This window comes from Mesorhizobium sp. L-2-11 (assembly GCF_016756595.1).
Classification (GTDB): Bacteria; Pseudomonadota; Alphaproteobacteria; order Rhizobiales; family Rhizobiaceae; genus Mesorhizobium.
Map to the genome: position 1 here is coordinate 4229692 of NZ_AP023257.1, position 25801 is coordinate 4255492.

27 protein-coding genes and 4 pseudogenes are annotated in these 25801 nt (G+C 60.8%); 20 read left to right on the forward strand and 11 right to left on the reverse strand.

Annotated elements, in window-relative coordinates:
* The first annotated feature begins 35 nt into the window (after positions 1-35).
* On the forward strand, positions 36-488 hold the full coding sequence (locus JG739_RS20280) for a MarR family winged helix-turn-helix transcriptional regulator (protein ID WP_077378063.1): 453 nt from the start codon (positions 36-38) through the stop codon (positions 486-488).
* 120 nt (positions 489-608) lie between these two features.
* Here JG739_RS20280 and JG739_RS35430 read toward each other — a convergent pair.
* The 3 genes and pseudogenes from JG739_RS35430 to JG739_RS20290 all read right to left on the reverse strand — a co-directional run.
* Positions 609-782 (reverse strand): annotated as a pseudogene (locus JG739_RS35430) (pyridoxamine 5'-phosphate oxidase family protein); the annotation flags it as partial.
* Position 783: 1 nt separating this feature from the next.
* Positions 784-1371, reverse strand: a pseudogene (locus JG739_RS20285) (pyridoxamine 5'-phosphate oxidase family protein); the annotation flags it as partial.
* A gap of 66 nt (positions 1372-1437) precedes the next feature.
* A complete protein-coding gene (locus tag JG739_RS20290; protein ID WP_292592261.1) occupies positions 1438-1791 on the reverse strand; it encodes a DUF971 domain-containing protein in 354 nt (117 codons plus the stop codon).
* 197 nt (positions 1792-1988) lie between these two features.
* On the opposite strand from JG739_RS20290, the gene moaA reads away from it, so the two are divergent.
* The 9 genes from moaA to JG739_RS20335 all read left to right on the forward strand — a co-directional run bounded on the left by moaA (position 1989) and on the right by JG739_RS20335 (position 9524).
* Positions 1989-2984, forward strand: a complete 996-nt coding sequence (moaA, locus tag JG739_RS20295; protein WP_123151330.1) for a GTP 3',8-cyclase MoaA — start codon at positions 1989-1991, stop codon at positions 2982-2984.
* Between the two features lie 146 nt (positions 2985-3130).
* The gene (locus tag JG739_RS20300) at positions 3131-4051 is read left to right on the forward strand and encodes a DMT family transporter (RefSeq protein ID WP_202363102.1); all 921 of its coding nucleotides are present in this window, start codon (positions 3131-3133) and stop codon (positions 4049-4051) included.
* Between the two features lie 104 nt (positions 4052-4155).
* Entirely contained in the window at positions 4156-4665 is a 510-nt protein-coding gene (gene mobB, locus JG739_RS20305) for a molybdopterin-guanine dinucleotide biosynthesis protein B (protein WP_202363103.1), read from the forward strand.
* Between the two features lie 235 nt (positions 4666-4900).
* Complete coding sequence (locus tag JG739_RS20310) at positions 4901-5683, forward strand: ABC transporter substrate-binding protein (protein ID WP_202363104.1); 783 nt, start codon at positions 4901-4903, stop codon at positions 5681-5683.
* A 113-nt stretch (positions 5684-5796) separates the two neighbouring features.
* Positions 5797-6510: an ABC transporter permease gene (locus tag JG739_RS20315; RefSeq protein WP_202363105.1), complete on the forward strand. Its 714-nt coding sequence runs from the start codon at positions 5797-5799 to the stop codon at positions 6508-6510.
* Entirely contained in the window at positions 6507-7340 is an 834-nt protein-coding gene (locus JG739_RS20320) for an ABC transporter permease (RefSeq protein WP_202363106.1), read from the forward strand. Before JG739_RS20315 ends, JG739_RS20320 begins: the two co-directional genes overlap by 4 nt.
* Positions 7341-7403: 63 nt before the next feature.
* A complete protein-coding gene (locus JG739_RS20325; RefSeq protein ID WP_202367546.1) occupies positions 7404-8273 on the forward strand; it encodes an NAD(P)-dependent oxidoreductase in 870 nt (289 codons plus the stop codon).
* A gap of 8 nt (positions 8274-8281) precedes the next feature.
* Positions 8282-8983 carry a DNA alkylation repair protein gene (locus JG739_RS20330; RefSeq protein ID WP_202363107.1) on the forward strand — a complete coding sequence of 234 codons (702 nt, stop codon included), beginning with the start codon at positions 8282-8284 and terminating at the stop codon, positions 8981-8983.
* Positions 8946-9524 carry a GNAT family N-acetyltransferase gene (locus JG739_RS20335; protein WP_202363108.1) on the forward strand — a complete coding sequence of 193 codons (579 nt, stop codon included), beginning with the start codon at positions 8946-8948 and terminating at the stop codon, positions 9522-9524. The genes JG739_RS20330 and JG739_RS20335 overlap by 38 nt, the downstream gene beginning before the upstream one ends.
* Positions 9525-9535: 11 nt before the next feature.
* On the opposite strand, the gene JG739_RS20340 is transcribed toward JG739_RS20335, so the two are convergent.
* Positions 9536-10891 (reverse strand): hypothetical protein, encoded by a 1356-nt coding sequence (locus JG739_RS20340; RefSeq protein ID WP_202363109.1) that lies wholly within the window; start codon positions 10889-10891, stop codon positions 9536-9538.
* Between the two features lie 308 nt (positions 10892-11199).
* On the opposite strand from JG739_RS20340, the gene JG739_RS20345 reads away from it, so the two are divergent.
* Positions 11200-11766 carry a DUF3299 domain-containing protein gene (locus JG739_RS20345; RefSeq protein WP_202363110.1) on the forward strand — a complete coding sequence of 189 codons (567 nt, stop codon included), beginning with the start codon at positions 11200-11202 and terminating at the stop codon, positions 11764-11766.
* Between the two features lie 11 nt (positions 11767-11777).
* Here the strand turns inward: JG739_RS20345 and JG739_RS20350 are convergent, their stop codons facing one another.
* The 4 genes from JG739_RS20350 to JG739_RS20365 form a co-directional block, all read right to left on the reverse strand.
* Positions 11778-12269, reverse strand: coding sequence for an Lrp/AsnC family transcriptional regulator (locus tag JG739_RS20350; protein WP_006333679.1), 492 nt, complete (start codon positions 12267-12269; stop codon positions 11778-11780).
* 120 nt (positions 12270-12389) lie between these two features.
* Positions 12390-13007 carry a uracil-DNA glycosylase family protein gene (locus tag JG739_RS20355; protein WP_202363111.1) on the reverse strand — a complete coding sequence of 206 codons (618 nt, stop codon included), beginning with the start codon at positions 13005-13007 and terminating at the stop codon, positions 12390-12392.
* A gap of 16 nt (positions 13008-13023) precedes the next feature.
* Positions 13024-13635 (reverse strand): glutathione S-transferase, encoded by a 612-nt coding sequence (locus JG739_RS20360; protein ID WP_202363112.1) that lies wholly within the window; start codon positions 13633-13635, stop codon positions 13024-13026.
* A 151-nt stretch (positions 13636-13786) separates the two neighbouring features.
* Complete coding sequence (locus JG739_RS20365) at positions 13787-14410, reverse strand: thermonuclease family protein (RefSeq protein ID WP_202363113.1); 624 nt, start codon at positions 14408-14410, stop codon at positions 13787-13789.
* 75 nt (positions 14411-14485) lie between these two features.
* Here JG739_RS20365 and JG739_RS20370 point away from each other — a divergent pair, with 75 nt between their 5' ends.
* Positions 14486-16006, forward strand: coding sequence for a sensor histidine kinase (locus JG739_RS20370; RefSeq protein ID WP_202363114.1), 1521 nt, complete (start codon positions 14486-14488; stop codon positions 16004-16006).
* 72 nt (positions 16007-16078) lie between these two features.
* Here the strand turns inward: JG739_RS20370 and JG739_RS20375 are convergent, their stop codons facing one another.
* Positions 16079-17074, reverse strand: a complete 996-nt coding sequence (locus JG739_RS20375) for a nicotinate-nucleotide--dimethylbenzimidazole phosphoribosyltransferase (protein WP_202363115.1) — start codon at positions 17072-17074, stop codon at positions 16079-16081.
* Between the two features lie 182 nt (positions 17075-17256).
* Between JG739_RS20375 and JG739_RS20380 the strand changes: the two genes are divergently transcribed.
* Together JG739_RS20380 and JG739_RS20385 are read left to right on the forward strand one after the other, a co-directional pair.
* Entirely contained in the window at positions 17257-17490 is a 234-nt protein-coding gene (locus JG739_RS20380; RefSeq protein ID WP_202363116.1) for a DUF1289 domain-containing protein, read from the forward strand.
* Between the two features lie 7 nt (positions 17491-17497).
* Entirely contained in the window at positions 17498-18202 is a 705-nt protein-coding gene (locus tag JG739_RS20385; RefSeq protein WP_202363117.1) for a TIGR02281 family clan AA aspartic protease, read from the forward strand.
* A gap of 21 nt (positions 18203-18223) precedes the next feature.
* Here the strand turns inward: JG739_RS20385 and JG739_RS36205 are convergent.
* Positions 18224-18446 (reverse strand): annotated as a pseudogene (locus JG739_RS36205) (oxidoreductase); the annotation flags it as partial.
* 92 nt (positions 18447-18538) lie between these two features.
* On the opposite strand from JG739_RS36205, the gene JG739_RS20395 reads away from it, so the two are divergent.
* Positions 18539-19312, forward strand: a complete 774-nt coding sequence (locus JG739_RS20395) for an adenylate/guanylate cyclase domain-containing protein (protein ID WP_202363118.1) — start codon at positions 18539-18541, stop codon at positions 19310-19312.
* On the opposite strand, the gene JG739_RS20400 is transcribed toward JG739_RS20395, so the two are convergent.
* Entirely contained in the window at positions 19309-19920 is a 612-nt protein-coding gene (locus JG739_RS20400) for a recombinase family protein (RefSeq protein WP_199202860.1), read from the reverse strand. The two genes, JG739_RS20395 and JG739_RS20400, sit on opposite strands and share 4 nt — an antisense overlap.
* A 121-nt stretch (positions 19921-20041) precedes the next feature.
* Here JG739_RS20400 and JG739_RS20405 point away from each other — a divergent pair, with 121 nt between their 5' ends.
* The 5 genes and pseudogenes from JG739_RS20405 to JG739_RS20425 all read left to right on the forward strand — a co-directional run.
* Positions 20042-22966 (forward strand): Tn3 family transposase, encoded by a 2925-nt coding sequence (locus JG739_RS20405; RefSeq protein ID WP_199202861.1) that lies wholly within the window; start codon positions 20042-20044, stop codon positions 22964-22966.
* Between the two features lie 162 nt (positions 22967-23128).
* A complete protein-coding gene (locus JG739_RS20410) occupies positions 23129-24094 on the forward strand; it encodes a transglutaminase family protein (RefSeq protein WP_199202862.1) in 966 nt (321 codons plus the stop codon).
* 63 nt (positions 24095-24157) lie between these two features.
* A complete protein-coding gene (locus tag JG739_RS20415) occupies positions 24158-24391 on the forward strand; it encodes an RHS repeat-associated core domain-containing protein (RefSeq protein WP_202362815.1) in 234 nt (77 codons plus the stop codon).
* 657 nt (positions 24392-25048) lie between these two features.
* On the forward strand, positions 25049-25396 hold the full coding sequence (locus JG739_RS20420; RefSeq protein ID WP_202362814.1) for a hypothetical protein: 348 nt from the start codon (positions 25049-25051) through the stop codon (positions 25394-25396).
* Between the two features lie 157 nt (positions 25397-25553).
* Positions 25554-25775, forward strand: a pseudogene (locus tag JG739_RS20425) (hypothetical protein); the annotation flags it as partial.
* Between the last annotated feature and the right edge of the window lie 26 nt (positions 25776-25801).

Below are 25801 nucleotides of genomic sequence, written 5' to 3' on the forward strand. Positions count from 1 at the left end.
TCCATTCGTTCAAGCATGAACATAATAGTTCAAATATGAACATTAAACAAGAGTTGCCCTGGGACAACCCGCGTTTCCGCAACTGGGTCGCGGTGGCGCGCGCCTGCCATGTGCTGGAACGCACGCTGGCAGTGAAGCTCGCGCCGCTGGACCTGAAGCCGGCGCAGCTCGACGTGCTGATGAACCTTTATCGCCATCCCGGCATGTCGCAGCACGATCTCGCCCGCCGGCTGCTGGTCGGCCGCTCCAACATCACCATGCTTTTGCCGCAACTCGAGACACGCGGCCTGCTGCGCCGCGAAGGCGATCAGAAGGACAAGCGCGTGCTGCGGCTAACCCTGACCGAAGCCGGCACGGAACTGCTGATGCAGGCGCTGAAGGTCCATATGGCGCTGATCGAAAAAGCGATGAGCCAGTCGACACCGGAGCAATGCGACATGATCGGCGAGCAGATGCGCAAGATTGCCGACGTGCTTAGGGAAGCGTGACGGAGCGTCGGACCCAAAAGCCCGCCCTCGATCCCGACCCAGGGCCCGACCCGGGGGGTGGAAATCGGTTTGGGAAAAATCCAATGCTCAAACAAAGATGGAGTTCGCGGAGCGAGCTGCTCACCACATCGACTTCTTTGCGCGCTCCGGCCATTCCCTGTCGTAAGCCTCGCCGTCGATGCCTTTCCGGCTGGTGATTTCCAGGATTTTTCCCGGTGTCGGCAGCGATTTCGGGTCGACATGCCTCGCTTGGTTCCACAGTTCCGACCGGACAATGGCGCGGGCGCACTGGAAGCTCCGGCCATTCCCTGTCGTAAGCCTCGCCGTCGATGCCTTTCCGGCTGGTGATTTCCAGGATTTTTCCCGGTGTCGGCAGCGATTTCGGGTCGACATGCCTCGCTTGGTTCCACAGTTCCGACCGGACAATGGCGCGGGCGCACTGGAAATAGACCGAATCGATATCGATGATCGTGACCGAACGCGCCGGTCGGCCATCGACGCTGAACGAGGCACACAGCGCGGCATCCGTGGTGATGTGGGCGCGGCCGTTGACGCGCAGCGTCGTGCCGCAGCCTGGGACCAGGAACAACAGGCCGACGCGCGGATCGAGAATGATGTTTTTTAGCGAATCGGCACGGTTGTTGCCGCGCCGGTCCGGTATCATCAGGGTTTTCGGATCATGGATGCGGACGAAGCCGGCGAGATCGCCGCGCGGCGAGCAATCCAGCCCTTCCGGCCCGCTGGTCGCGAGCGCGGCAAAAGGCGAGGCCTCGATGAAGGCGGCGTATTCAGGGATAACATGGTCGAGTTCTTTGACCAGCGAGGTCTCGCCGGGCAGGCCATAGAGTGCTTCGAGCTGTTCGACCGTGGTGATGACGGACATGTTTTCGACTCCGAGCCCTTTGCCGCGCTACTCCAAAATCCGTGACGCTTTGACGACGGGCCGGAGTTACCGATCGCGGCTTAGTCCCTTCTCTTCCAGTTCGGCGAGATAGGCGGCCCAGCGTGCGTCCTTCTCATGGCCCAGCGTATGCAAATAGTTCCAGGTGAAGATGCCGGTATCGTGAAAATCGTCGAAAGTGATGCGGACGGCATAGTTGCCGACCGGTTCGATCTTCAGGATTTGAACGTTGCGCTTGCCGGGAACGGTCACACGCTGTTCGGGCGAATGGCCCTGCACTTCGGCCGATGGCGAGGCCACCCGCAGCAGCTCCGCCGGCAGCTCGAACGGCTGATGGCCAGGGAACGTCACGGTAAGCAGCCTGCGATCCTTCGAGACCCTGAGTTCCTTCGGCGCCGTCATGGTGATAAGTTCCGCATCATCTGTCCTTCCCTACGCCGCTTCGCGCTGCGGGAAAAGGCCGCTTCGAAACTTCCGACACGATCTGTCGGCGGCGCGATGCTGCCCAAGGTCGAAACTTCTTATCTTGAATGACAGGTTGGATCGTATCACATAGCCATATATAACGATGCCGTTCGCAGCCGAGGAAACGCACCAGCATGGACATGATCGATCCTTTTGGACGCACGATCAGCTATCTGCGCGTGTCGGTCACCGATCGCTGCGACTTCCGCTGCACCTATTGCATGGCCGAGGACATGGCGTTCCTTCCCAAGAAGGATCTGCTGTCGCTGGAAGAGCTCGACCGGCTATGCACGGTTTTCATCGAAAAGGGCGTCAGGAAACTGCGTCTCACCGGCGGCGAGCCGCTGGTGCGCAAGAACATCATGCATCTGGTGCGCCAGATTTCGCGTCATCTCGAAAGCGGCGCTCTGGAAGAACTGACGCTGACCACCAACGGCTCGCAGCTTTCGCGCTTTGCCGCTGAACTCGCCGATTGCGGGGTCAAGCGCATCAACGTCTCGCTGGACACGCTGGACCCGGAAAAATTCCGTCAGATTACCCGCTGGGGCAATCTCGACAAGGTCATGGAAGGCATCGATGCTGCGCAGGCGGCTGGGCTGAAGGTGAAGCTCAATGCGGTGGCGCTGAAGGATTTCAACGACGCCGAGCTGCCCGAGATGCTGCGCTGGGCGCACGGCCGCGGCATGGAGTTGACGGTCATCGAAACCATGCCGATGGGCGAGATCGACGCCGACCGAACCGACCAGTATCTGCCGCTGTCGCTGCTGCGCGCAGCACTTGAGCGACAGTTCACGCTGACCGACATCCCCTACAAGACCGGTGGTCCGGCCCGCTACGTCCACGTCGCCGAGACCGGTGGCAGGCTCGGCTTCATCACGCCGATGACGCATAATTTCTGCGAAAGCTGCAACCGCGTCCGGCTGACCTGCACCGGCACGCTCTATATGTGCCTCGGCCAGGAAGATGCCGCCGACCTGCGCGCACCGTTGCGTGCATCCGAAGGCAACGAACTGGTCGCCGACGCCATCGACGAAGCCATTGGCCGCAAGCCCAAGGGCCATGATTTCATCATCGACCGCCGCACCAACCGTCCCTCGGTGTCGCGGCATATGAGCGTCACCGGCGGCTGATTTTTCTGGTCGTACCGCCGAAATAGATCCTGCCACTCTTGCGAGGAGGTTAACGAGCCGCCGAAAGGCTGTGGCCCAGCCCTTTGACGTTGCTGTCTTGCCGCCGGCTGGTAGAGGCTTGATGCAGAACCACAGTGGTAACGCCCTTGCTTCTTTCCCCAAATCTTCGCGGCGCGCTGTTCATGGTGGTGGCCATGAGTGGTTTCACCCTCAACGACGCGATCACCAAAGTCGCGTCGGAATCCATGAACATGGCGCAGGTCATGCTGATCCGCGGCGCCTTCGCTTCGCTTTTCGTTGGCCTGCTTGCCTGGCAACGCGGTGCACTTGCCCTGTCCGGCTCGATGCTGCAACCGATGGTTGCGGTGCGCGTCGCCGGCGAAGCCGGTGCTACCGTGTCGTTTCTCATCGCCCTTGCCCATCTGCCGATTGCCAATGTCTCGGCCGTGCTGCAGGCGCTGCCGCTGGCGGTGACGATGGGCGCAGCACTTGTGTTCAACGAAGGCGTCGGCTGGCGGCGCTGGCTGGCCATCGCCATCGGTTTTGCCGGCGTGCTGATCATCGTGCGGCCCGGCTTCGAGGGGTTCAGCATCTATTCGGTGCTGGCGCTGGCCTGTGTCGCCTGTTGTGCGGTGCGTGACCTCGCCACCAGGCGGATACCGCAAGCCATTCCGACATTGCTGGTGTCGACCACCACGGCACTCGCCATGACAATGCTCGGCGCGGCGCTGCTTTTGCCAATGGGCGGGTGGACGCCGATGACGGGGGAGAGCACGGCGTTGCTGGCATTGGCGGCAGTGCTCGTGGTCATCGGTTACCAGTTCATCATCATGGCGATGCGGATGGGCGACATCTCGTTCATCGCGCCGTTCCGCTACACGGCCCTGCTCTGGTCGATCCTGCTTGGCCTGTTCGTCTTCGGCGACGTTCCTGACCTGCCGATGATCCTCGGCGCTAGCGTTATCGTCGGCTCCGGCCTCTATGCACTTTACCGCGAACGTATCGTCGGCCGGCGAAAGACCGCCGCCGAAAGCGCTGGACCTGATATGGCGCCGGACGGCATATAGGCTTGCCGTTCGCGGCGAGTGACCGCATGGACGATGGACGATGACCAAAGAGATTGCCGGCACGACCTTGCCCGGGCCGAAGGTCTGTTGCAGAGCATGAAGCCATGATGAGACGCGTCTTCGGTATCACCGGCTGGAAGAATTCCGGCAAGACGACACTGACCGAAAAGCTGGTCGCCGAGCTCGTCCGGCGTGGCTGGAAAGTGTCGACGGTAAAACACGCCCATCATGCCTTCGACATCGACAAGCCGGGGGCGGACAGTTTTCGCCATAGGCAAGCCGGGGCCACTGAAGTCGCCATCGTGTCGGACAGGCGCTGGGCGCTGATGCACGAATTACGCGGCGAGGACGAACCGACGCTGGATGCGATCCTGTCGCGGCTCGGCGCGTCCGACATCGTGCTCGTCGAAGGCTACAAACGCGAGGCGCACAGCAAGATCGAGACGCGGCGGCTGGAAGCCAAGGACCTGGCGCCGCTTTCGGCAAACGATCCGCATATCGTCGCCATCGCCGCCGACTTCGCCATAGCCGACGAAAACCTGCCTGTCTTCGATCTCGACGACACCAGATCGATAGCCGACTTCATCGAGCGCGCGACAGGGTTGACGCGCTGAGGGCACTGCCGAAGCAGCATCGGCCGCCCGCTGTTTCCTCGTTGGCCTCCCTGTTTTCCTCGGTTGTCTGCCTGCCGCAACGTCAGCATTGTCCGGGGATGCGAAACCCGCAAGCAACGGTTTTACAGTTGCTTTTTCTTGGGAAAGAATGGGAGTATCGCGCCAGCGGGCGGTCAACAGAACCGCCCACAGAGCCGTTCGGAACGACGGCCGGGAACATACAGAGAGGACTATCATGCGTATTGCACTGCGTATAGCGCTCGCCGCGTCGGCGGCGCTGCTGACATTGGGCGTTGCCCAGGCTCAGGAGAAAACCTTGAGGATCGGCACGGAGGGAGCCTATCCGCCGTTCAACAACCTGACCGCTGATGGCCAGCTCGTCGGCTTCGACATCGATATCGCCAAGGCGCTTTGCGATGAGATGAAGGTGAAGTGCACTTTCGTCGCGCAGGATTGGGACGGCATCATCCCGGCGCTTCAGGCCGGCAAGTTCGACGCCATCGTCGCCTCGATGTCGATCACCCCGGAGCGTGCCGAGAAGGTCGACTTCACCAACAAATACTACAACACGCCGCCGGCCATCGCCGCGCCCAAGGACAGCGATATCAAAGGCGTGACCAAGGAGGACCTGGCCGGCAAGACGATCGGCGTGCAGGCGGCCACCACCCACTTCAATTATTCAACCAAGACTTATACCGACAGCACGGTCAAGCCGTACCCGACCGCGCAGGAATACCAGCTCGATCTCGCCAATGGCCGCGTCGATGCGGTCAACGACGACATCACCGTTCTCGAAGGCTGGCTTGCCACGCCGGACGGCGCCTGCTGCAAGCTGATCGGTGCGATCACGCCCGACGTCGAGATCCATGGTCCGGGCGCCGGCATCGCCGTGCGCAAGGGCGATACCGCGTTGGTCAATCAGTTCAATAAGGCGATCGACGCCATTCGCGCCAACGGAAAGTACAAGGAAATCAACGACAAGTACTTCAAGTACGACGTCTACGGCGGCGAGTCCTGATCCCTACGGATTGACAGCGAACGGCGGGTCATCCCGCCGTTTGCGCAAACAGCGAAGCGCGAGGGCTGACGCCGCGCTCTCAGAAAAAGCCATAGAGGAGAACAGACAGGCGGATGCAAAGCGTTTGGACGCTGCTCAGTTGGGGACCCGAAGGCTGGCTCGACGACATCGCCTATGGTGTTTTCATCACCGTTTCGCTTGCAGCCGCGACCCTGCCTCTCGGTCTGGTGATCGGCTTTCTGGTTGCGCTTGCCAAGCAATCCAACGAACCGTCGCTGCGGCTGGCCGGCAATATCTACACCACGATCTTTCGTGGCCTGCCTGAGCTGCTGACCCTGTTCATCATCTTTTACGGCGCGCAAGTCGGCATCCAGCAATTGATGCGCCTGTATGACCCGACCGCCGCGGTCGAGGTGAATGCCTTTGTTTCCGGCATGATCGCGCTCGGCGTCGTCTTCTCCTCCTACGCCAGCGAGGTTTTCCTCTCGGCGTTCCGCGCCATCCCGAAGGGACAGTATGAGGGCGGCTATTCGGTTGGCCTGTCTGGCTGGCAGACGATGCGCCTCGTGGTGCTGCCGCAGCTTGTCCGTATCGCGCTGCCGGGTCTTGCCAATCTGTGGCTCATCCTGCTCAAGGATACCGCCCTGGTTTCCGCCATCGGCCTTACCGACATATTGCGGCAAGCCGGCGTCGCCGCCCGCGTCACCAAGCACGCCTTCCTGTTTTTCGGTGTTGCCGCGCTTATTTACCTGCTCCTCGCCATCATATCGTCCTTCGGTATCAACGCGATCGAACGTGCGGTCGGCCGCCAGCAGGTGCAGCGATGAGTGCGGCGGCAGCCGACGTGGCGACGAAGGTCGAAAAACCGCCAGCAATCCCGCACGGCTGGCCGCGCCAGCGTATTCTCGGCTACGCGCTGGTCTGTATGTGGATAGCTTTTCTCGCCGGGATTGCTGCGTACCTCATTGTCGCCTGGAACGGCGAGCTTTTCGCGAAATATGCGCCATCCTATGTGACAGGCCTGGGTGTGACGCTTTTGCTGGTCGCCATCTCGATCGTGCTTGGCGCGATCCTTTCGGTGCCGATCGCCTATGCCCGCATGTCGAAGAACCGGTTTCTTTCGGGTCTTGCCTATGCCTATGTCTATTTCTTCCGCGGCACGCCGCTGCTGGCCCAGACCTTCCTTGTCTATTACGGCGTAGGTTCGTTCCGGCCGCAGCTCGATATGATTGGCCTCTGGGGCTTTTTCCGCGAGGCGTTCAACTGCGCAATCTTCGCCTTCTCGCTCAATACGGCCGCCTACCAGGCTGAAATCCTGCGCGGCGCGATCGAGAGCGTGCCCAGGGGCCAGTGGGAGGGTGCTGCCTCGCTCGGCCTGCACAAATTGCAGACGATGTGGAAGATCATCCTGCCGCAGGCTCTGATCGTGGCGCTGCGTCCCTACGGCAACGAGATCATCCTGATGATCAAGGGCTCGGCGATCGTAGCCATCATCACCGTCTATGATCTGATGGGCATCACCAAGCTCACCTATTCGCGGACTTTCGACTTCCAGTCCTATGTCTGGGCGGCAATCATCTATCTGATCATTGTCGAAACGCTGCGCCACGCAGTCGAATGGATCGAACGGCGCATTACGATCCATCTGCATCGCTGACTCCCATCGCTTTGCCTGATCCGCTAAGAAGGCCGGAAAACAGGATTGAAGGGATTCGAAAATATGGCATCGGTGGCATTTCTCGGTCTTGGCGTCATGGGTTATCCAATGGCCGGACATCTCAGGAACAAGGGCGGCCACGACGTCACCGTCTACAACCGCACCAAGGCAAAGGCCGAGCAATGGGTTGCCCAGCATGGCGGCAGTGTTGCCGACACGCCGGCTAAGACCGCCGACGGCAAGGACTTTGTCTTTTGCTGCGTTGGCAATGACGACGATTTGCGCGCGGTGACGATCGGAGCCGAGGGTGCGTTCCAGTCGATGAAGAAGGGAGCCATCTTCATCGACAACACCACGGCCTCGGCTGAAGTCGCGCGCGAACTGGCGGAGAAGGCGCAAGGTCGCGGTTTTTCGTTTCTCGACGCACCGGTTTCCGGCGGCCAGGCCGGCGCCGAAAACGGCATCCTGACCGTCATGGTCGGCGGCGAACAGAAAGCCTTCGAGCAGGCGAAGCCTGTCATCGATGCCTATGCCCGCATGGTCGGGCTGATGGGCCCGGCCGGCTCGGGCCAACTCACCAAGATGATCAACCAGATCTGCATCGCCGGCCTTGTCCAGGGGCTGGCCGAGGGCATCCATTTCGGCAAGAAGGCCGGGCTCGACATCGAAAAAGTCATCGAGGTGATCTCCAAGGGCGCAGCCGGCTCATGGCAGATGGAGAACCGCCACAAGACGATGAATGCCGGCAAGTATGATTTCGGCTTCGCTGTCGACTGGATGCGCAAGGATCTCGGCATCTGCCTGGCGGAGGCCGACCGCAACGGCGCCAAGCTGCCGGTGACGGCACTCGTCGACCAGTTCTACAAGGATGTGCAGGCGATGGGCGGCAAACGCTGGGACACGTCTTCGCTGCTGGCGCGATTGGAAAAGTAGGCTTTGTCGTGGCCGAGCTTTCGCCACAATCCAGCGCCGAGGAGATTGTCGCCCATCTGCGCTCGATCGGCTCGCAGGAGGGCCGCCTTGGCATGCTGCGCTACGGCATCAAGATCGACCGTGCGCTCGGAATCTCGCATGGCGTGCAGCGGCAGATTGCCAAAAAAATCAAGCGCAACCATGAGCGTGCCTTCGACCTATGGGAGTCGGGGATCATGGAAGCGCAGTTCATCGCTTCCGTCACAGCAGATCCGAAGCGGTTTTCTGCTGCGGATGCAAGACGATGGGCGGCGACTTTCGACTCGTGGGATATCGTCGACGGCGTCTCCGATCTCTTTGTCGACACGGATTGCTGGAAGGAACTGATAGGAGAGTTCGCCGCCGACGAACGGGAGTTCGTTCGACGCACGGCCTTTGCCATGATGGCCTGGTCGGTCGTCCACCGGAAGAACGAGCCAGAGGCGACCTTCTTCGACTTCCTGTCGATCATCGAAGCGCACGCCGGCGATGGCCGTAATTTTGTCAAGAAGGCAGTGAACTGGGCGCTTCGCTCTATCGGCAAGCGATCGACGAAGTTGCATGGCGCTGCCCTTGCCCTGGCACAGAAGCTGGCCGGATCGACCGACAAGACGGCGTGCTGGATCGGCAAGGACGCTGCACGGGAGCTTTCCGATGCCAAGACGCTCGAGCGGCTCGCCAGGAAAGGCTGACCGGAGCCAAATCCGCTTTGCCGAGGTGACGCAATCGACGCGCGCCGATTTCGAGAACTTGTTCGAGCAGCCTGGCGGCCCGAAATATTGCTGGTGCATGGCCTGGCGCCACCTCGAAAACCGCGAACACGCGTCCAACGATGACAGGAGACGGGCCATGATGGCGCTCATCGAAGCCGGCACGCCGGTCGGCATCGTCGCCCATGCCGAAGGCAAGACCGTCGGCTGGTGCTCCGTGGCGCCACGCGAGACCTATCGCAAGCTGTCGCAGGAGCAGGACGACAGCGAGGCGGGCGTATGGTCGATCGTCTGCTTCTATGTGCCGAGGGCGTCGCGCGGCCGTGGACTGGCAAGCGCCCTGCTAGACGCGGCAATCGATCACGCCTTCGCCAAAGGCGCCAGGATCATCGAGGCCTATCCGGTCGACCGGGCGTCGCCGAGTTACCGTTTCATGGGCGTTCGAGAGATGTTCGTGGCCCGCGGATTCCACGAGGTCGGCATGGCCGGCTCGCGCCGGCATGTGATGCGCCTGGAGCGTTAGGACGCCAGCCGCTAGCGGCGCAGGTCGTGAACGCCAAGTTCCGTCCACATCCACTCAAAACTGTAAACGGCCATAGGATGGTCGCGGTCAGGCTGCCTGGCGGTCTGGTTTTCCAGGTATTTGAGCCACTCGGCGACCTTTTGCCGGCCTGTTTGGGTCTTGACGGCCTGACGCGGTGTCTTGCCCCCAAGTATTTGGACCGGTTGATCGAGGGTTTCCCGATAATGTTGATCCAGGTATTCGTGAACGACCTGTTCAGCGAGTTGCGGAGGCATCTTCGATGAGGGCGTCCTGCCATCCTTGGCGGGCCGTTCGGCCATCATCTGCTGCATGGTACGGATTTCGGTAAGAGGTGTTCGGACCAGATCGCCGAGGGCTCGCCGGATCAGGGCCGTCCCTTTTTCCGCCCGCGCGGCGGAATTGGCGAATAGACACAGGAAACCGCCTTTCAACTCGACATTGCCCAACACGCGCAAACCGCTGTCCATTGCGGTGTCCAGGGAAAGCGTGCCCGCCTCCTTGGGTCTGTCTTCGCCTTGCGGCATGTATCCCAGCCAGTTCCAGAACTGTGCATTTTCCTGCGACATGCCCGCTATGCCGTTCAGCCGGGCGGCGATGTCCTCCTGCGTCGCGCCGGCGGCCAAGGGAAAGCGGACATCATGAAACATGAATTCGTCGCCTTCGGCATTTTGGACCCTCGGCATGTTCATCACCTTGTCAAGGGCGTCGGATACCCATACGAGCGTAAACGTGAACGCCACCGCCCGCAGGTCTTCATCCTTTATGGCCGGCAGCTTTCTTGCGTTCTTTTTGCCGAACACGTCCAACAGGGCATCGAACAAGGATTGGGTGGCCTCTCGGGTGAAGGGAAGAACCCCGCCGGCAAGGATATTCTTTCCGCGGACAGGCACGATTCTCGCCGCGATCTTGTCCCACTGCTTCAATGTCTTGGTGGCGGTGCCCTCTTTGACGAGGATCGGTTCGCCACCGCGGAGAAGATCGCGCGCCATGAGCGATTGTCCCGGAACGACGTCGCTCACCTCATACAAGCTCATGATGGAGGTACGCAGCGCGCCCATATAGGCTCTCGTTTGCGCATTTTCCTTCCAGCCTCTGCGTTTGAGATACTCGTCGACGATGTTGCTGGGTTCGCGCTCGAAGTCCCGGGTCAGGAAATCCTCGAAGGCGCAGCCCCAAAGGTTCATGACTCTGTCCTCACCCAGGACCTCGGCGAGCTCTTCGAATTCCATGTCCCCGTCGCCGAGGATCGGGCCGAAATGATCGTCGAACACTTCCGCGAAACATTCGCTCCATCCGTCACGGCTGAGGAATTTCATCAGCCCGCTGAGATCATGGCTGGTCGGCATTGAACTTCTCCAGGCTCAGGCGATATTCGAAGATAGGGTTTCTGTCGTCAGGCATCGATTGGCAAGGTTATCTGCTCCGCTGAGGCGACTGGGCAAGACGCTTCCGGCGATTTCCTCGCCTTTCTTCCGATCGAACTCCCCGCTCCGGCGCCGCTCTGCCCTTCAGAGCGGCTTGAAGCCTCAACGACGGTTTGCCCCACGGTCATGGCACTCGATGTTGTATTCTGCGATAACAAGTGGATCACTCCGGCCGATACTTCACGAGGGGTTTACCCGATCCAGCCACGGACTGGCGAAGGATGAAGGCAATGAACAATCGTCTCAAATCAGTTTCGGCCTTGGCTGTAGCATTGGGCCTCTCCATTGCAACCGCTTCCGCCGAAACCGCGCGCATATTCTGGAAGGACCTGCGCCCGGCGACCCAGCCCGCTGCCGAAAGTGTCGGATTGCCGATGGTCGCGGCAAAAATGCCCGACCGTGGCGAGACGCTGTCTCTCGATTTGCGGGACAAGGCCATCCAACTGGCGGGGTACGCGCTGCCGCTCGATCGTGACGGCGATCTCGTCTATCAGTTCCTGCTGGTGCCGTGGACTGGGGCGTGCAGCCACATGCCGACGCCGCCGCCCAATCAGATCGTCCTCGTCACGCCCGCCCGCCCCTACAGGATGTCGCAAGCCTATCAGCCGGTTTCCGTGACCGGCGCGCTGGAGCCGGGCATGGAGAAAAGTCAGCTCTTCATCCTCGACGGTGTCAGCGTGATCCAGTCGGGTTACACCGTGCGCAAGGCGGCGGTGGCGAACGTCGATCTCGTGCCGGACACGATCACGCTACCGGCAAGCTCGCCTTGGGGTTTCCTCAACAAAAAGAAGAACTAAGCAAGAACTCCTCAGGCAGCGTTGGCGCCCGATTCCTTGTCCAGGACCATGTAGTCGAGCGGCATTTCGGTCGTGTATTTGATCTGTTCCATGGCGAACGACGACGAGACGTCGCGGATCTCGATCTTGGCGATCAGCCGCTTGTAGAAGGCGTCGTAAGCAGCGATGTCGGGCACCACCACGCGCAAGAGATAGTCGACGTCGCCGCTCATCCGGTAGAACTCGACCACTTCCGGAAATTCCTGGATCACCTCCGAAAAGCGCCGCAGCCACTCATGGCTGTGCGAATTGGTGCGGATCGACACGAACACGGTGACGCGCACATTGACCTTTTCATGATCGAGGATGGCGACGCGCCGCTTGATGACGCCTTCCTCCTCGAGCTTCTGAATGCGCCGCCAGCAGGGCGTGGTCGACAATCCGACTTTCTTGGCGACATCGGCGACCGCGAGCGTCGCGTCCTCCTGCAAGAGGCGGAGGATTTTTCTGTCAAGGCGGTCCATTTGGGTGCTCCCACGGGGATAGATCAGGAATAGATTGGCTATAGTCCTTCTTATTTGGGCCATTCACAAGAAAGAATTTCTGTCAGATGGCGCAAAAGCGAGCGATTTCTTGCTTGCGCGTCAGCCAAGGCGATAGCGGATTTCCGATCTCAGAAACGGCAGCAAATCCATTTCAAACCAAGGATTGCGCCTCAGCCAGCCGGTGTTGCGCCACGACGGATGCGGTAGCGGCAGCACTTTCGGGGTGCTGGGCGCATCCCAGATAGTGCGCCAATCCATCACCGTCTCCGTCAGCGAGGGCCGGCGCGCGGCGCCCATGTGCCAGGATTGCGCATAGAGGCCGATCGTCAGCACCAGGTCGATATGCGGCATCAGCGCCATCAGCGGCGCACGCCAGGCCGCTGCACATTCGCGGCGCGGCGGCAGGTCGCCGCCCTTGGCATCCTGGCCGGGAAAGCAAAAGCCCATCGGCACGATGGCGAATTTAGTCGTGTCGTAGAATTCTTCCGCATTGACGCCCAGCCAGTTCCGCAACCGATCGCCGGAGGCGTCGGTGAACGGCATGCCCGATATATGCACCTTGGTGCCCGGTGCCTGGCTGGCAATCAGGATCCGGGCGCTCGACGACGGCCTGAGCACCGGGCGCGGCTCGTGCGGCAGCGGCCGGCCGACCGGGTTTTCGACGCAGATACGGCAGGCGCGCACCCTCGCCGCGAAATTTTCCAGCTCTTCGCTCATGCCCTGGGGCTCATCCTCAGGCGGCGGCGCTCGGCCGGCTGGAGATCGCCTGATGCCAGCGCAGCACGTTGGCGCAGTCTTCCGGCACCTTGATGCGCGCCGGCTTCATGAAGTCGATGGCAATCAGCCCGGTGATATCGGCGATCGAATAGGCGTCGCCGGCAACGAATTCGCGGTTCGCCAACTCGTCGTCGAGCAGTTTTAGGAATCCAACCGCTTTCGGTTTGTTGGCCTCGCCCCATTCGGGGATTTGCGGAATCTCCCATTCCTTCATCGCCGGATGGACGTGTCGGAACGCGGCGCTGACGCAGTTGAGCAAATTGAGCTCCATCCGTCTTTGCCACATCTCGACCAGCGCTTTGCCGAGCGCGCCGCGGCCGAACAACGCCGGTTCCGGGTGCAGTTCCTCGAAATAGCGGCAAATGGCGACGGATTCGGTGATGACGGTGCCGTCGTCGAGTTCGAGCACCGGCAGACGCTGCAGCGGGTTGCGCGAACTGACCGGCTGCTCTTTGTGCTCCAGCGCGCCCATGTCGACGGGCACCAGCGGAACCTCAAGTCCCTTTTCGGCGAGGAAGACGCGAACCCGCCGTGGATTGGGCGCCCGGCCGCCGTCGAAGAGTTTCATCCCATCCTCCTTTCGCGCCGGCCCGACAACCGGAATCGATTTCCGGAAGCACAACGCTAGAAACAAAAAAACCTGGCCGCATGGGCTTGTGCGTCCGAATGGACGCACGCCGCTCTGATCAGGTCTGTTGCAACAACTATAGGGTTGACCATCACCAGAAGCGAAAAATTTCTCGCAAGCCATCGCCGATCGAAGCCAGACGACCGTGCTTTCTTTCGACCACTTCGTGATCGTGGCTCTCGCGCCAATCGTGCGGCTCGTCGAAAGTGCCGGCCCAGATGCCGGCCTTGCCTGTGCGGGCAGCGGCCTGCTCGGTCTCGAAATCGCCATAGGCAACTGCCCAGCCGGCCTCGACCTGGGAGCGGTTGAGATCCCTGCCGCCGGCGCTGCAATCGCCGAGCAGCCGGCGGTAGCGATCGCGCTGCCAGCCGGTGCAGGAGACGGGTTTGCCTGATATCAGACGTACCAGCGACTGCCGCGCCAGCTTGCCACAGGGATAGTCGGCGCCGTCCTTGCGGCAGATTTGTGAATATTCGGGCGCATCAATGCCGCGCATGCGGATGCGCTCGGTGCCGAGCGTGATCGTATCGCCGTCATTGACGACGGCGGCACCCTCGGTCTTGCGCGTCTCGATCCGATCAAGCCGCGCCGCCAGCAGGATCAACAGACCGAGGACCAGCACGGCCAGTGCGTAGTCCGCCAGCCGGCGCCAAAGGCTTCGCGGCCGCGGCGGGACGTATCGCTGTCCCGGCCGCCGCGACCACGATCGGCTCATATGGCAAACCGTTGGTTAATCATTCGACCGTAGCTTAACGATTTGAAATCGCTGCCCGCATAAATTGAAGTCTCCATGCCCTCGCAACGCTCGACCACAGCGGACAAGTTTATTGTGGACCGCCGGAAACCCCACCGCAACAGCGATGTGGCGCGCGCGGTGCGCAAGACGCGCGACCGTCTTTCGCAGCAGGCCGGAAATCCTGATTTCGACCGCGAGCTGTTGAAACTCCACGCCCGTGCGATGATAGGCGGCGCGATCATCGTTCCGCTTCTCGTCCTGGCGACCGCCGCGACCGGTCTGTTTGCTGGCGTCGGCAAGGCAATTGGCGTCTGGGCGATTTTCATACTCATCTGCTACGCCATCGTCGTGTTCATGGCGAGGCGCATCGACCGGACCGAAGCTGCCGAACTCAACCCGCTGCAGACGCACCGTGATTTCCTGATAGGCCATTTCCTTTGCGGCCTCGGCTGGGCCTGGTTTGCCTGGCTCGGTTGCGACGCCTGCCAGGTCGACCAGTTCCAGTTGATCAAGGCGGTGGTGCTGCTGCTTGCCATGGCAGCGACCGCGATCACGGCGTCATCGTTGCGCGGTGCGTTGCTGGCGACTTTCGCCGTTCCGGTGGCCGCCTATGCCTATGCCGGCGCCAGACAGTGGATGCCGGTCGAGCTGATCATGGCCGGGTTGCTGATTGTCTCGCTGCCCTTCTTCGCCTATGTGGCGCGCCGCCTCAACCGTTCGTCCCTGATGCTGCTCTCGTTCCGCTCCGAAAAGGACGCGCTGATTGCCGAATTGGACACGGCGAAATCGATGTCGGACGAAGCGCGCCGACGGGCGGAGGACGCCAATTTGGCAAAGTCGCGGTTTTTGGCCTCGATGAGCCATGAGTTGCGGACGCCGCTCAACGCCATTCTCGGTTTCTCCGAGGTGATGGCCAACGAGGTGCTCGGACCGATGAGCAATCCGACCTATCGCGACTATGCTCGCGACGTCCATGACTCTGGCCAGCACCTGCTCGACCTGATCAACGAAATCCTCGACCTGTCGCGTATCGAAGCGGGCCGCTACCAGCTCAACGAAGAGCCGATGATGCTGCTTTCCGTGGTTGAGGATTGCTGTCACATGATGGAGCTGAAGGCGCGCAACAAGGACATCCGTATCGTCCAGGATTTCGAAAACGCCTTGCCGCGCCTGTTCGCCGACGAACGCGCGGTGCGACAGATCGCGCTCAATCTTTTGTCGAACGCCATCAAGTTCACCGGAACTGGCGGCGAGATCCGCGTGCGCGTCGGCTGGACAGCGGGCGGCGGCCAATACCTCTCCGTCAAAGACAATGGGCCCGGCATTCCGGAAGACGAGATTCCGGTCGTGCTGTCCGCCTTCGGCCAGGGTTCCATCGCCATCAAGAGCGCCGAGCAAGGCACCGGGCTTGGCCTACCGATCGTCCAAAGCCTGCTCGCCATGCATGGCGGCGAGTTCGAACTCCATTCCAAGCTGCGCGAAGGCACCGAGGCGATCGCCATCTTTCCGTTGAGCCGGGTGATGGAGGAATTGCCGGCGCTGCCGACAAAAGCCGTTGCTGCGCGCCGGCGATAGACGCTTAATGCATGTCGCGCAAAAGCAACAACTTAAAGCGCGTCGCATGAGGCGGGTCGAACGCGACGCGCTTTAATGGAGCGCCGCTGCCATGCCCGAGGCGGCGAGCGCAGCGGCTTTGACCAGGCCGGCCGCAAGGGCCGCCCCTGCCCCCTCGCCGTGGCTGACGCCGAGATCAAGCAGCGGCCGCAAGCCGAGCCGCTCGGCGGCCCGGGCATGCGCAGGCTCCGGCGACAGGCTGGCAAGCAGGCAATGGTCGAGCGCAGTGGCGTCGGCGGCATGCAGCGCCGCCGCAGCGGCTGTCGCCACCAATCCATCGAGCAGGACGGGGATCTTCTGCGTCCGGGCGGCGAGGATGGCGCCGGCAATCGCTGCGAACTCCCGCCCGCCGACCCGGCGCAACGCTTCCAGAGGGTCCCTGAGAGCTGTGCCGTGGAAGGCTAGCGCGGCATCGACCACTTCCGCCTTGCGCGCCCGCATCGATGCATCGGCGCCCGATCCGGATCCGACCCAATCTGCGCCACTGCCGCCGAACAGTGCGGCAAGCAAGGCCGCTGCAACGGTGGAATTGCCGACGCCGAGGTCGCCAAGGCAAAGCAGATCGGCGCCGCCGGCGATCGCCTCCATCCCGAAGGCCATGGTGGCGGCACAGCCGCGCTCGTCGAGTGCCGCGTCCTCGGTGATGTCGGCGGTTGGAACGTGCAGCGCAAGATCGAACACTTTCAGCCCGAGATTATTGGCGATGCAGATCTGGTTGATCGCCGCACCCCCGGCGGCGCAAAGCTCGACGGCGTTCGCCGTGGCAGCGACAGGCCGTGGCGAAATGCCGTGGCGAGCGACGCCGTGATTGCCGGCGAAGATCGCCACCAGAGGCCGGTTCACTGCCGGCGGCGCGCGGCCGCTCCAGGCGGCCAGCCAGGCGGCGATGTCCTCGATGCGGCCGAGCGAACCGCGGGGTTTGTCGGCCTTGGCAAACAGCGCACGGACGCGGGCTTCGGCTGCCGTGTCGGCTCGCGGCAGGGTCGCCAGAAGATTGCGAAAATCGTCGAAGGGTAGCGTGCTGGTCATGTCGTCGATGATGGTTCCCGGAGTTGGTGAGCGGCATAGCCGCCTTTGCTCGGCCGGCACAACTGCCTGCATTGACGCGAAAGCGGCGGCCGGCGGCGGATTCCGAAGGGCTTGCATTGGCTTTGCCGTTACACCATGTGGAAGCGAGACAAGGGATCCTGACGGAACCCTGAGAGAACATTATGACGGCCATCGAATCCCCATGCGTCCTGGTCTGTTCGATCGATATGAAAACCGGCTTCTGCTTCGGTTGCGGCCGTACGCGCGAGGAAATCGGCGCCTGGATCGAGATGACCCCCGAAACCCGCCGCAGCGTCATGGCCGAGCTGCCGGCCCGGCTGGAAACGGTTGAGCGCAGGCCGCGCCGCGAAACCCGCCGTACCCGCCTCGCGCGCGAACGCGACGCCCTCTCGTGAGCCAGATATGAACCGGTTTTTCTGGGTTTTGATGATCCTGATCGGGCTAGGCGTGGTCCTGCTCGTGCTCAACGATTCCGCCGGCAGCACATTCGGCGTCGAGAATTACGATTTCAGCCGGCTGGTCTGGCTTGGCGCCCTGATCGCGCTCATCGCCGCCGGCCTTCTCAGATCAGGCAGACCCTTTGGCACGATGGCCCGCAGCCTGGGCGCCTGGGCCGCCATCGTGCTCGCATTGATCGCCGGCTACCAGTACCGCTATGAATTGCAGGATTTCGCCAGCCGGGTAACGGCCGGCCTTGTTCCCGGCAGTCCACTGGCGTTGGGGCTTGAGGACGGCCATGCCACGGTGACCCTGGACAAGGCCGGCAATGGCCATTTCGAAGCGCGCGTCATGGTCAACGGCACGCCGGTCCGGGCTGTGGTCGATACCGGCGCAACCAGCACCGTGCTGACCGCGCAGGACGCGCAAGCGGCCGGCTTCAATCCAGCCGCTCTCGAATTCACCATCCCGGTTTCCACCGCCAACGGCATGGCGCGCGCCGCCGCCGTGAGAACCGACGAATTGGCGATCGGCGGGATCGTGCGCAAGGACATGCCGGTCATGATCGCCGCGCCCGGCATGCTCGGCCAGAGCCTGCTCGGCATGAATTTCATCGGCTCACTGTCCGGTTTTGACGTGCGCGGCGACCGCATGATCTTGCGTGATTGAACAGTCAGGCTGCTGCGCCGCTCAGTGAGCGTTGAGCATGTCGACCGCTTGATCAAACCGGCCGTTCCCGCTCCGCCCAGCGCGGGAAGCCCACGCGCTCCACCAGAATCTCCTTTGGCGTCGGCTCCCGGCTGAACAACGCCATCGCCTCGTCGACAAACGCATCGAGCGGCATATACTCGTCGCGCGTCGACTGGCCAGGTGTGAGTTCAGTGCGAACCGCTGGCGGCGCAAGCTGGACAACTCATCTGCTTACGACAGCCGACCAGAGCAGGACTAGGCTCCGAAGCGATACTCTTTTATCATGGAAACAGTTGCCCAGCGCCGGAAACTACCATGGAGCGCAGGCTTGCGGCGATACTTGCCGCTGACATCGTTGGCTACAGCCGCCTTATGGAAGCCGATGAGGCGGATACCCTCGCGCGCCTGAAGAGCACCCGCGAGAACCTGATCGATCCGAAGATCGCCGCTCATAAGGGGCGCATCGTGAAGCTCATGGGCGACGGCGCGCTGATAGAATTCTCCAGCGTGGTCGACGCGGTCGGTTGCGCCGTCGAAATCCAGCGGACGATGGCGGAGTGCAACGCCGAACTGCCGAAGGAAAAACAACTCGAATTCCGCATTGGCGTAAACCTTGGCGATGTGATTGTTGAAGGGCAGGATATCTATGGCGACGGTGTGAATGTCGCAGCGAGACTGGAAGGATTGGCCGAACCCGGGGGCGTCCTTATTTCAGGAACGGCATTCGATCAGGTCGAGAGAAAGCTGGATTTTGAGTTCGAATTCTTGGGTGAACAAAAGCTCAAGAACATCGAAAAACCTATTCGTCTGTATCGGGTAGGCCCGCGGGCACGCGCCGCATCCGGAACAGCTCCAGCAAAACGCAAGCGCTATATCGAATGGCGCCGGCCGGCGGTCGCGGCGACGGCGCTGATCCTGATCGCCGGAGGTGTAGCACTTTGGAAGGTCGTCGGGGACGGTTCAGGACCGCCGGTCGAGGTGGCTTCGAAGGCACGAATGGTGCTCCCGCTGCCTGACAAGCCATCCATCGCTGTGTTGCCGTTCACCAATATGGGGTCGGTTCCGGCTGAGTGTGAAATGACACCCTAAGCGGCAAGGACACGCTTGCCATAGTCGCGAAGGTGGCCGGTAGGATCGACGTATCGATACAATGTCACCGGTTTGATCCCGAGTTCCTGGCAAAGTTCGGAGACGGCGGTGTCGCGATTTGCCATCGCGGCTTGCGCTAGCCGAACTTGGGCCTTGGTAAGGGCGAATTTTCTCCCGCCCTTTCGGCCTCTGGCGCGTGCGGCCTGCAGGCCGGCGATCGTTCGTTCGCGAATAAGTTCGCTTTCAAACTCGGCCAGGGCGGCGAAGATGCCGAAAGAAAGCCGCCCGGCTGGCGTTGTCGTGTCGATTTGCGCCCCTTGACCGGTCAAGACCTTCAGGCCGACACCGCGATCGGTGAGCTCGGTTACGGTTTTGACCAGATGATGCAGGCTGCGGCCCAGCCGATCGAGCTTCCAGATGACAAGCACGTCACCACTACGGAGTGCTTTGAGACAGGCCTCCAAACCGGGACGGTCATCTCTCGTGCCTGATGCACGGTCAGAATAGATGTGCTGTTCTGTAATGCCGGCACTGAGGAGCGCATCGCGCTGGAGGTCGAGCGACTGGCTTCCATCGGCTTTGGAGACGCGGGCGTATCCGATCAGCATGTTTCACAAACGAGTGTTTGAGGCATTGACGCGCAACCAGGTGCGATAACCATTGTGAATATACCTTATTCCATTTCACAAACAAGAATTCTCAATCCTTTCCTCGGGATAAAAAAGAAACATGGCTCATCGTTCCGTTCTGACTGATCGCCAACGCGCTACCCTCTTCGACCTGCCGACCGACGAAGTCTCACTTTTGCGGCACTACACTTTGGCCGACGACGATCTGGTCCATATTCGGGAACGGCGGCGTCCCGAGAACAGACTGGGATTTGCGCTTCAGCTTTGCGCGCTGAGATATCCCGGGCGGACGCTTTATCAGGGCGAGGTCATTCCTGACCAGGTTCTTGCGTTCATCGCCGCGCAGATCGGCGTGGCCGGCGACGCGCTGCTCAACTATGCCGTTCGCCGGCAAACGCGCCAGCAGCATATGGAGGCCTTGCGCGCTATCTACGGCTACAAGAATTTCGCAGGCCGCGGCGCACGGGAACTGAAAGAGTCGCTTGACGCGCAGGCCGAAGATTCCCGCTCCAATGAAGATCTCGCACGGCGATTTGTCGATGGATGCCGCCAAACTCAAACCATCTTGCCGGCGATTTCGATGATTGAGCGACTCTGCGCCGACGCCCTTGTGGCAGCCGAACGCCGGATCGAGATGCGGATTACCGATCGCCTCGATCAGCCGATCCGCGATCGGCTCGATATGCTGCTGACAGAAATGACGGAGGGCAATGTCAGCCGCTTCGTCTGGCTGCGCAGAACCGAACCGGGTGACAACTCTGCCTTGGCGAACCGTCTGCTCGACCGCCTTGAATTTCTGGCAGGGCTAGGATTGAAGCCACAGGTTCTCGATGATGTTCCGCCACATCGGATCGCCCGTCTGCGACGGCAGGGCGAGAGATATTTCGCCGATGGCTTGCGCGATATCGGAACGGAGCGGCGCCTGGCTATTCTTGCCGTTTGCGTAGTGGAGTGGGCCGCGGCGATTGGCGATGCTGTTGTGGAGACGCATGACCGGATCGTCGGCAAGACCTGGCGAGAGGCCAAACGGCTTTGCGATGGACGCGTTGCTGATGCCAAAACGGCCGTAACCGACACCTTGCGCGCCTTCTCCGGTCTCGGCACGGCAATGCTCGAAGCACGAAACGACGGCATTTCGCTTGAAACGGCGATTGCCACATCGCCAGGCTGGCCGGAGCTGGAGAAACTGGTCGCTACGGCATCTCAATTGACCGACACCCTTGCCGCCGATCCACTGGCTCATGTCATCCAGGGCTTTCATCGCTTCCGCCGCTATGCGCCGCGCATGCTGCGCTGCCTGGAAATACAGGCGGCAAGCGTGGCCGAACCGCTCATGCGAGCAATCGCCCTGATCCGGGAAAAGCGCGAAACACCGTCGCAACCGACAACTTTTCTGCGTCCCACATCAAAATGGAACCGCCATCTCAAGGCGCAGGATGACGGCGACCATCGCTTGTGGGAAGTAGCGGTCCTCTTCCATTTACGCGACGCGTTCCGGTCCGGCGACGTATGGCTCGCCCATTCCCGCCGCTATGCCGATCTCAAACAAGCGCTGGTGCCGATGTCGGCTGCTCTGGCCACAACAAGGCTGGCGGTCCCGTTCGAACCCGGCTCATGGCTTGCCGATCGCAAGGCCAGAATGGCGGATGGACTGAAGCGGCTGGCCAGAGCCGCCCGGAGCGGCACCATTCCGCTCGGCAGCATCGAAGACGGTACCTTGCATCTTGAACGGCTGACTGCGGCAACACCGCAGGACGCCGACGAACTGATCCTCGATCTTTACCGGCGCATGCCGGAAGTGCGGATCACCGACATTCTTCTGGATGTCGATGCGGCAACCGGATTTACGGAAGCCTTCACCCATCTACGAACCGGTGCTCCCTGCCAGGACAAGATCGGCCTTCTGAACGTACTGCTGGCCGAAGGGCTCAATCTGGGCTTAAGAAAGATGGCGGAAGCGTCCAATACCCACGACTACTGGCAATTGTCTCGCCTTTCGCGCTGGCATGTCGAAAGCGACGCCATCGACCAGGCGCTCGCCATGGTGGTCGCGGCTCAAGGCCGTCTGCCGATGGCCCAATTCTGGGGAATGGGAGCGACCGCTTCCAGTGACGGCCAGTTCTTCCCGACCGCGCGACAGGGCGAGGCGATGAATCTCATCAACGCCAAATATGGCAACGAACCAGGTGTAAAGGCATATACACACCTGTCCGATCAGTTCGCCCCTTTCGCGACCCAGCTCATTCCGGCGACCGTCAGCGAGGCGCCTTATATTCTTGACGGTCTCCTCATGAATGAAGCCGGCCAGCGTGTCCGTGAACAATACGCCGATACCGGCGGCTTCACCGACCATGTCTTCGCCACCGCCTCGATCCTGGGTTACCGGTTCATTCCGCATATCCGGGATTTGCCGTCGAAGCGTCTTTACGTGTTCAATCCTGCCGGCACACCTAGCGAGTTGCGCGGCCTCGTCGGCGGCAAGATCAGAGAGGACCTCATCGTCTCGAACTGGTCCGACATTTTGCGTAGTGCTGCGACCATGGTCGCCGGCATCATGGCGCCCAGTCAGCTGCTGCGCAAATTCGCTTCCTATCCGCGCCAACACGATCTTGCGCTCGCCCTTCGCGAGGTCGGCCGCATTGAGCGCACGCTGTTCATCATTGAATGGATCCTCGATGTCGACATGCAGCGTCGTGCGCGCATCGGTCTCAATAAAGGCGAGGCACATCACGCGCTCAAGAACGCCCTGCGGATAGGCCGGCAAGGCGAGATTCGTGACCGGACCACGGAAGGCCAGCACTATCGCATAGCGGGTCTCAATCTGCTTGCCGCCATCATCATCTACTGGAACACGGTTCATCTCGGGCGAGCCGTCCTGCAGCGCAGAAATACGGGGCTCGACGTGCCGCCGGAACTGCTTGCCCATATCTCGCCGCTCGGCTGGGCGCATATCCTGCTCACCGGCGAGTACCGATGGCCCAAGCCCACCAAGCGAGTTGAGGCCATCCTTCGCGCTGCTCCATGACAAAAACGGCCCGGCGCGAAAATCAATGTGGCGGAGTATCTTCGCCCACCGCGCGACCGAGAGTCGCGCCCTCTATCGTTTTTTGTGCGCAACTGGAGATTGCCCACTATCTTTGGGCCCGGGCGCGATTATGATGGCAGTCGATGCGGTTACGAGGGGCCTATGCATCGCACCGTCGCAAAGCTCGGCTTGACGCTGTTTCTCGTCGTAGCGACGTGGCCGGCTATTGCCGGCGAGGCGCAATCGCCAGTCACCTTCGTGCGCTCGATCCTCAATGCCCCCGCCAGCGAGATGAGCTTCGCCCGCACCAAAATCGCGGTCGACAGGTTCGCCGATCCGTCGATTAATGAAGCGGCCACGATTGCTGAACTCGACGGCATGGTGGCGATTGTCGGCAAGATGCTGTCCACCTTGCCGCCGGCCGAGGCGGCAACCGACATGGAAAAGATGAAGGCTCTGAGGGCGTTCATCTATGAGCCGGGACACTGGAACGATCAGAAACCGTTCCAGTACGATCTGGCCGATCCTTTCGGCCAGCAGTTCGGCGCGCAGATGCTGACGCGCTACCTTGCCACGAAAAAGGGCAATTGCGTTTCTATGCCGATGCTGTTCCTCGCCCTTGGCGAAAAGCTCGGCCTCGATCTCGCCCTCTCGACAGCGCCGCTCCATGTGTTCGTAAAGTTCACCGACCGAGCGACAGGCAAGACATGGAATCTTGAAACGACAAGCGGGGCCGGCTTCGCCCGCGACGAACACTATCGCAAGATTGCGCCAATGACAGACCAGGCGGTTGCCAATGGCGTCTATCTCAAGACACTGAATCGCCACGAAACACTTGCGCTGATCGCGACCGGCGCTCTCGATGCTCTGCTGGCGGCAGGCCGCTATGACGAAGCCATCGCCGTTGCCGATGTGCTGATCGAAGCCAATCCGGCCGATGCCTACTCGCTGACCAAGAAAGGCACGGCCTACTATCGGCTGCTCGAACGCGACTTCATTCGCAAATATCCGGCCGAGAAAGACATTCCGCCGGCAGAAATGCCGCGCGCCATTGAGCTTTCACGTGCCAATCAGGACGCCTTCGCCAAGGCAGAAGCGCTTGGCTGGCGCGAGCCGAAACTGAACTGAATACCGAATACCATTTGAAGAGGCAGGGGACTGAAAATGGGAGTTGGAAGGATCGTTCAACGCTTGCTGGCGGTCATGCTGGCGATCTCGATGACGGTCGCCGGCACGGCCGGCGGTTACGCCGCTTCGGCATTCAGACCACACTTGTTGCCACTTTCCAGCGGGGCTCAGGCTACTCCGGTGCGTTTCATATCTCCCGACACGATGGACCCGACAATGCCGGGGGTCGGAACAAACAGATACGCCTACGCCGAAAATGATCCTGTCAATAAAAGCGATCCAAATGGTCATATTTGAGGGTGGGTCGCCGGTGCGATAGTAGGCTACTTCGCTTCTACCACCGAAGCCAATACCCCCACCACGCCTGACGATATAGCGCAGACAAGTGAGACGGAAGCGTTGGCAAATATGGCGCTTGGCGCTGCGTCTGCTCCTACCGGCGGCGTCGCTTTGGGTATCGGCCAAGGCATGGCTAGAGCAAGCACCTTAAGGGGCCTAAGCTACGCTCAACGGACATTTAGCGAAACATTCAGCTCGTTCGGCAGAGCACAATATTCAAAATTGGCTGGAACGAAAATAAGTACGATTGATGACCTCGCCTCTGCGATAAAAAGTGGACAAGTAAAACCAAGCCAACTCTCGGTTGAAACCGGGAGAGTTAATGGAAAAGGGTATATTATGAACACCCGCACGGCGACTGCTTTGGAGCGCGCCAATGTACCGCGGTCACAATGGAATATTGTAGATAAGACGAAGGACAAGTACGCAATGGATCGATTGAGAGCTCAGCTTGAAAGAAACAACATACCTCCTGGGCAGACCATTTCTGCGCCAAAGAGCGAGAGTTCAGGTGCATCTGCCGGAAGTGCGAGTGCGTCTAACGGGAATTCGGGTGGCGGACTTCTAGGCGCAATAGGTCGTGCAACCGGTCTCTGGTAAGAGTAGGCAAGTCTCATGAAAGAATTCCTGCAATTGCCTTATGACTCAAGTGGGTATGGGGACTTTGGCGTCTCCTATGTCGGTACCGATGCGAGGGTGCATTTTAGGTATCGGGCCGGCGGAAAGGATCGCATTCCCGAATTGTATTTTGAGTTTTGCATACATATGTCGGTAAATGGCATTCTAAATAGCCAGAAGCAGCTTCCGTACGATGTTGTTCTGGCAGAAAATTATAAAAATGAGGAATATGAAGGATTCTCTAGATTTTTATTTATGCTAAGCGGGAGCGATTTTCAGTTCGAAATTATCGCCAAGAATTGTACTTTTGCAGAATCCACGGAGAAAAGCACGCTTGTCGAATGAAGACACGGCAATCTCGAATCGTCGCCGTCTTCATGACAAGAACATTGCCACAGTGTTGATGAGAACGTAGGTCTGCCTCCTCCAGAATGGACCCTATTATGGCAAGCTCGTCCTTGCCGCTTAGGGTGTCATTTCGCACTCAGCCGGAACCGACCCCGATGATGCCGCCGCGCGCGGCGTCAGCGGCCTGCGCGGACGCATTCAACCCGCACTTCTGGAAGCAATGCTTGGGCGACGCATCGCTTTCCTGACCGTCGCCTCGACCGTGGTGCATTCACGTGATCCAGAACTTTTGCATGCCATGAAGAACGCGCAAGCTTTCCTGAACGGGCTTGCGGGCGAGCAGTGGAGCCGGCTGATCGGCGGCCGCTTCACCTGAAGCGCTCGCCGCTGCAAGGTTGGAGT

Bases quoted from the DNA above. Each gene is read 5' to 3' on its own strand.
- JG739_RS20280 (WP_077378063.1), top strand. From the start codon at position 36: ATGAACATTAAACAAGAGTTGCCCTGGGACAACCCGCGTTTCCGCAAC.
- JG739_RS20290 (WP_292592261.1), bottom strand. From the start codon at position 1,791: ATGACGGCGCCGAAGGAACTCAGGGTCTCGAAGGATCGCAGGCTGCTT.
- moaA (WP_123151330.1), top strand. From the start codon at position 1,989: ATGGACATGATCGATCCTTTTGGACGCACGATCAGCTATCTGCGCGTG.
- mobB (WP_202363103.1), top strand. From the start codon at position 4,156: ATGATGAGACGCGTCTTCGGTATCACCGGCTGGAAGAATTCCGGCAAG.
- JG739_RS20310 (WP_202363104.1), top strand. From the start codon at position 4,901: ATGCGTATTGCACTGCGTATAGCGCTCGCCGCGTCGGCGGCGCTGCTG.
- JG739_RS20315 (WP_202363105.1), top strand. From the start codon at position 5,797: ATGCAAAGCGTTTGGACGCTGCTCAGTTGGGGACCCGAAGGCTGGCTC.
- JG739_RS20320 (WP_202363106.1), top strand. From the start codon at position 6,507: ATGAGTGCGGCGGCAGCCGACGTGGCGACGAAGGTCGAAAAACCGCCA.
- JG739_RS20325 (WP_202367546.1), top strand. From the start codon at position 7,404: ATGGCATCGGTGGCATTTCTCGGTCTTGGCGTCATGGGTTATCCAATG.
- JG739_RS20335 (WP_202363108.1), top strand. From the start codon at position 8,946: ATGCCAAGACGCTCGAGCGGCTCGCCAGGAAAGGCTGACCGGAGCCAA.
- JG739_RS20340 (WP_202363109.1), bottom strand. From the start codon at position 10,891: ATGCCGACCAGCCATGATCTCAGCGGGCTGATGAAATTCCTCAGCCGT.
- JG739_RS20345 (WP_202363110.1), top strand. From the start codon at position 11,200: ATGAACAATCGTCTCAAATCAGTTTCGGCCTTGGCTGTAGCATTGGGC.
- JG739_RS20350 (WP_006333679.1), bottom strand. From the start codon at position 12,269: ATGGACCGCCTTGACAGAAAAATCCTCCGCCTCTTGCAGGAGGACGCG.
- JG739_RS20355 (WP_202363111.1), bottom strand. From the start codon at position 13,007: ATGAGCGAAGAGCTGGAAAATTTCGCGGCGAGGGTGCGCGCCTGCCGT.
- JG739_RS20360 (WP_202363112.1), bottom strand. From the start codon at position 13,635: ATGAAACTCTTCGACGGCGGCCGGGCGCCCAATCCACGGCGGGTTCGC.
- JG739_RS20365 (WP_202363113.1), bottom strand. From the start codon at position 14,410: ATGAGCCGATCGTGGTCGCGGCGGCCGGGACAGCGATACGTCCCGCCG.
- JG739_RS20370 (WP_202363114.1), top strand. From the start codon at position 14,486: ATGCCCTCGCAACGCTCGACCACAGCGGACAAGTTTATTGTGGACCGC.
- JG739_RS20375 (WP_202363115.1), bottom strand. From the start codon at position 17,074: ATGACCAGCACGCTACCCTTCGACGATTTTCGCAATCTTCTGGCGACC.
- JG739_RS20380 (WP_202363116.1), top strand. From the start codon at position 17,257: ATGACGGCCATCGAATCCCCATGCGTCCTGGTCTGTTCGATCGATATG.
- JG739_RS20385 (WP_202363117.1), top strand. From the start codon at position 17,498: ATGAACCGGTTTTTCTGGGTTTTGATGATCCTGATCGGGCTAGGCGTG.
- JG739_RS20395 (WP_202363118.1), top strand. From the start codon at position 18,539: ATGGAGCGCAGGCTTGCGGCGATACTTGCCGCTGACATCGTTGGCTAC.
- JG739_RS20400 (WP_199202860.1), bottom strand. From the start codon at position 19,920: ATGCTGATCGGATACGCCCGCGTCTCCAAAGCCGATGGAAGCCAGTCG.
- JG739_RS20405 (WP_199202861.1), top strand. From the start codon at position 20,042: ATGGCTCATCGTTCCGTTCTGACTGATCGCCAACGCGCTACCCTCTTC.
- JG739_RS20410 (WP_199202862.1), top strand. From the start codon at position 23,129: ATGCATCGCACCGTCGCAAAGCTCGGCTTGACGCTGTTTCTCGTCGTA.
- JG739_RS20420 (WP_202362814.1), top strand. From the start codon at position 25,049: ATGAAAGAATTCCTGCAATTGCCTTATGACTCAAGTGGGTATGGGGAC.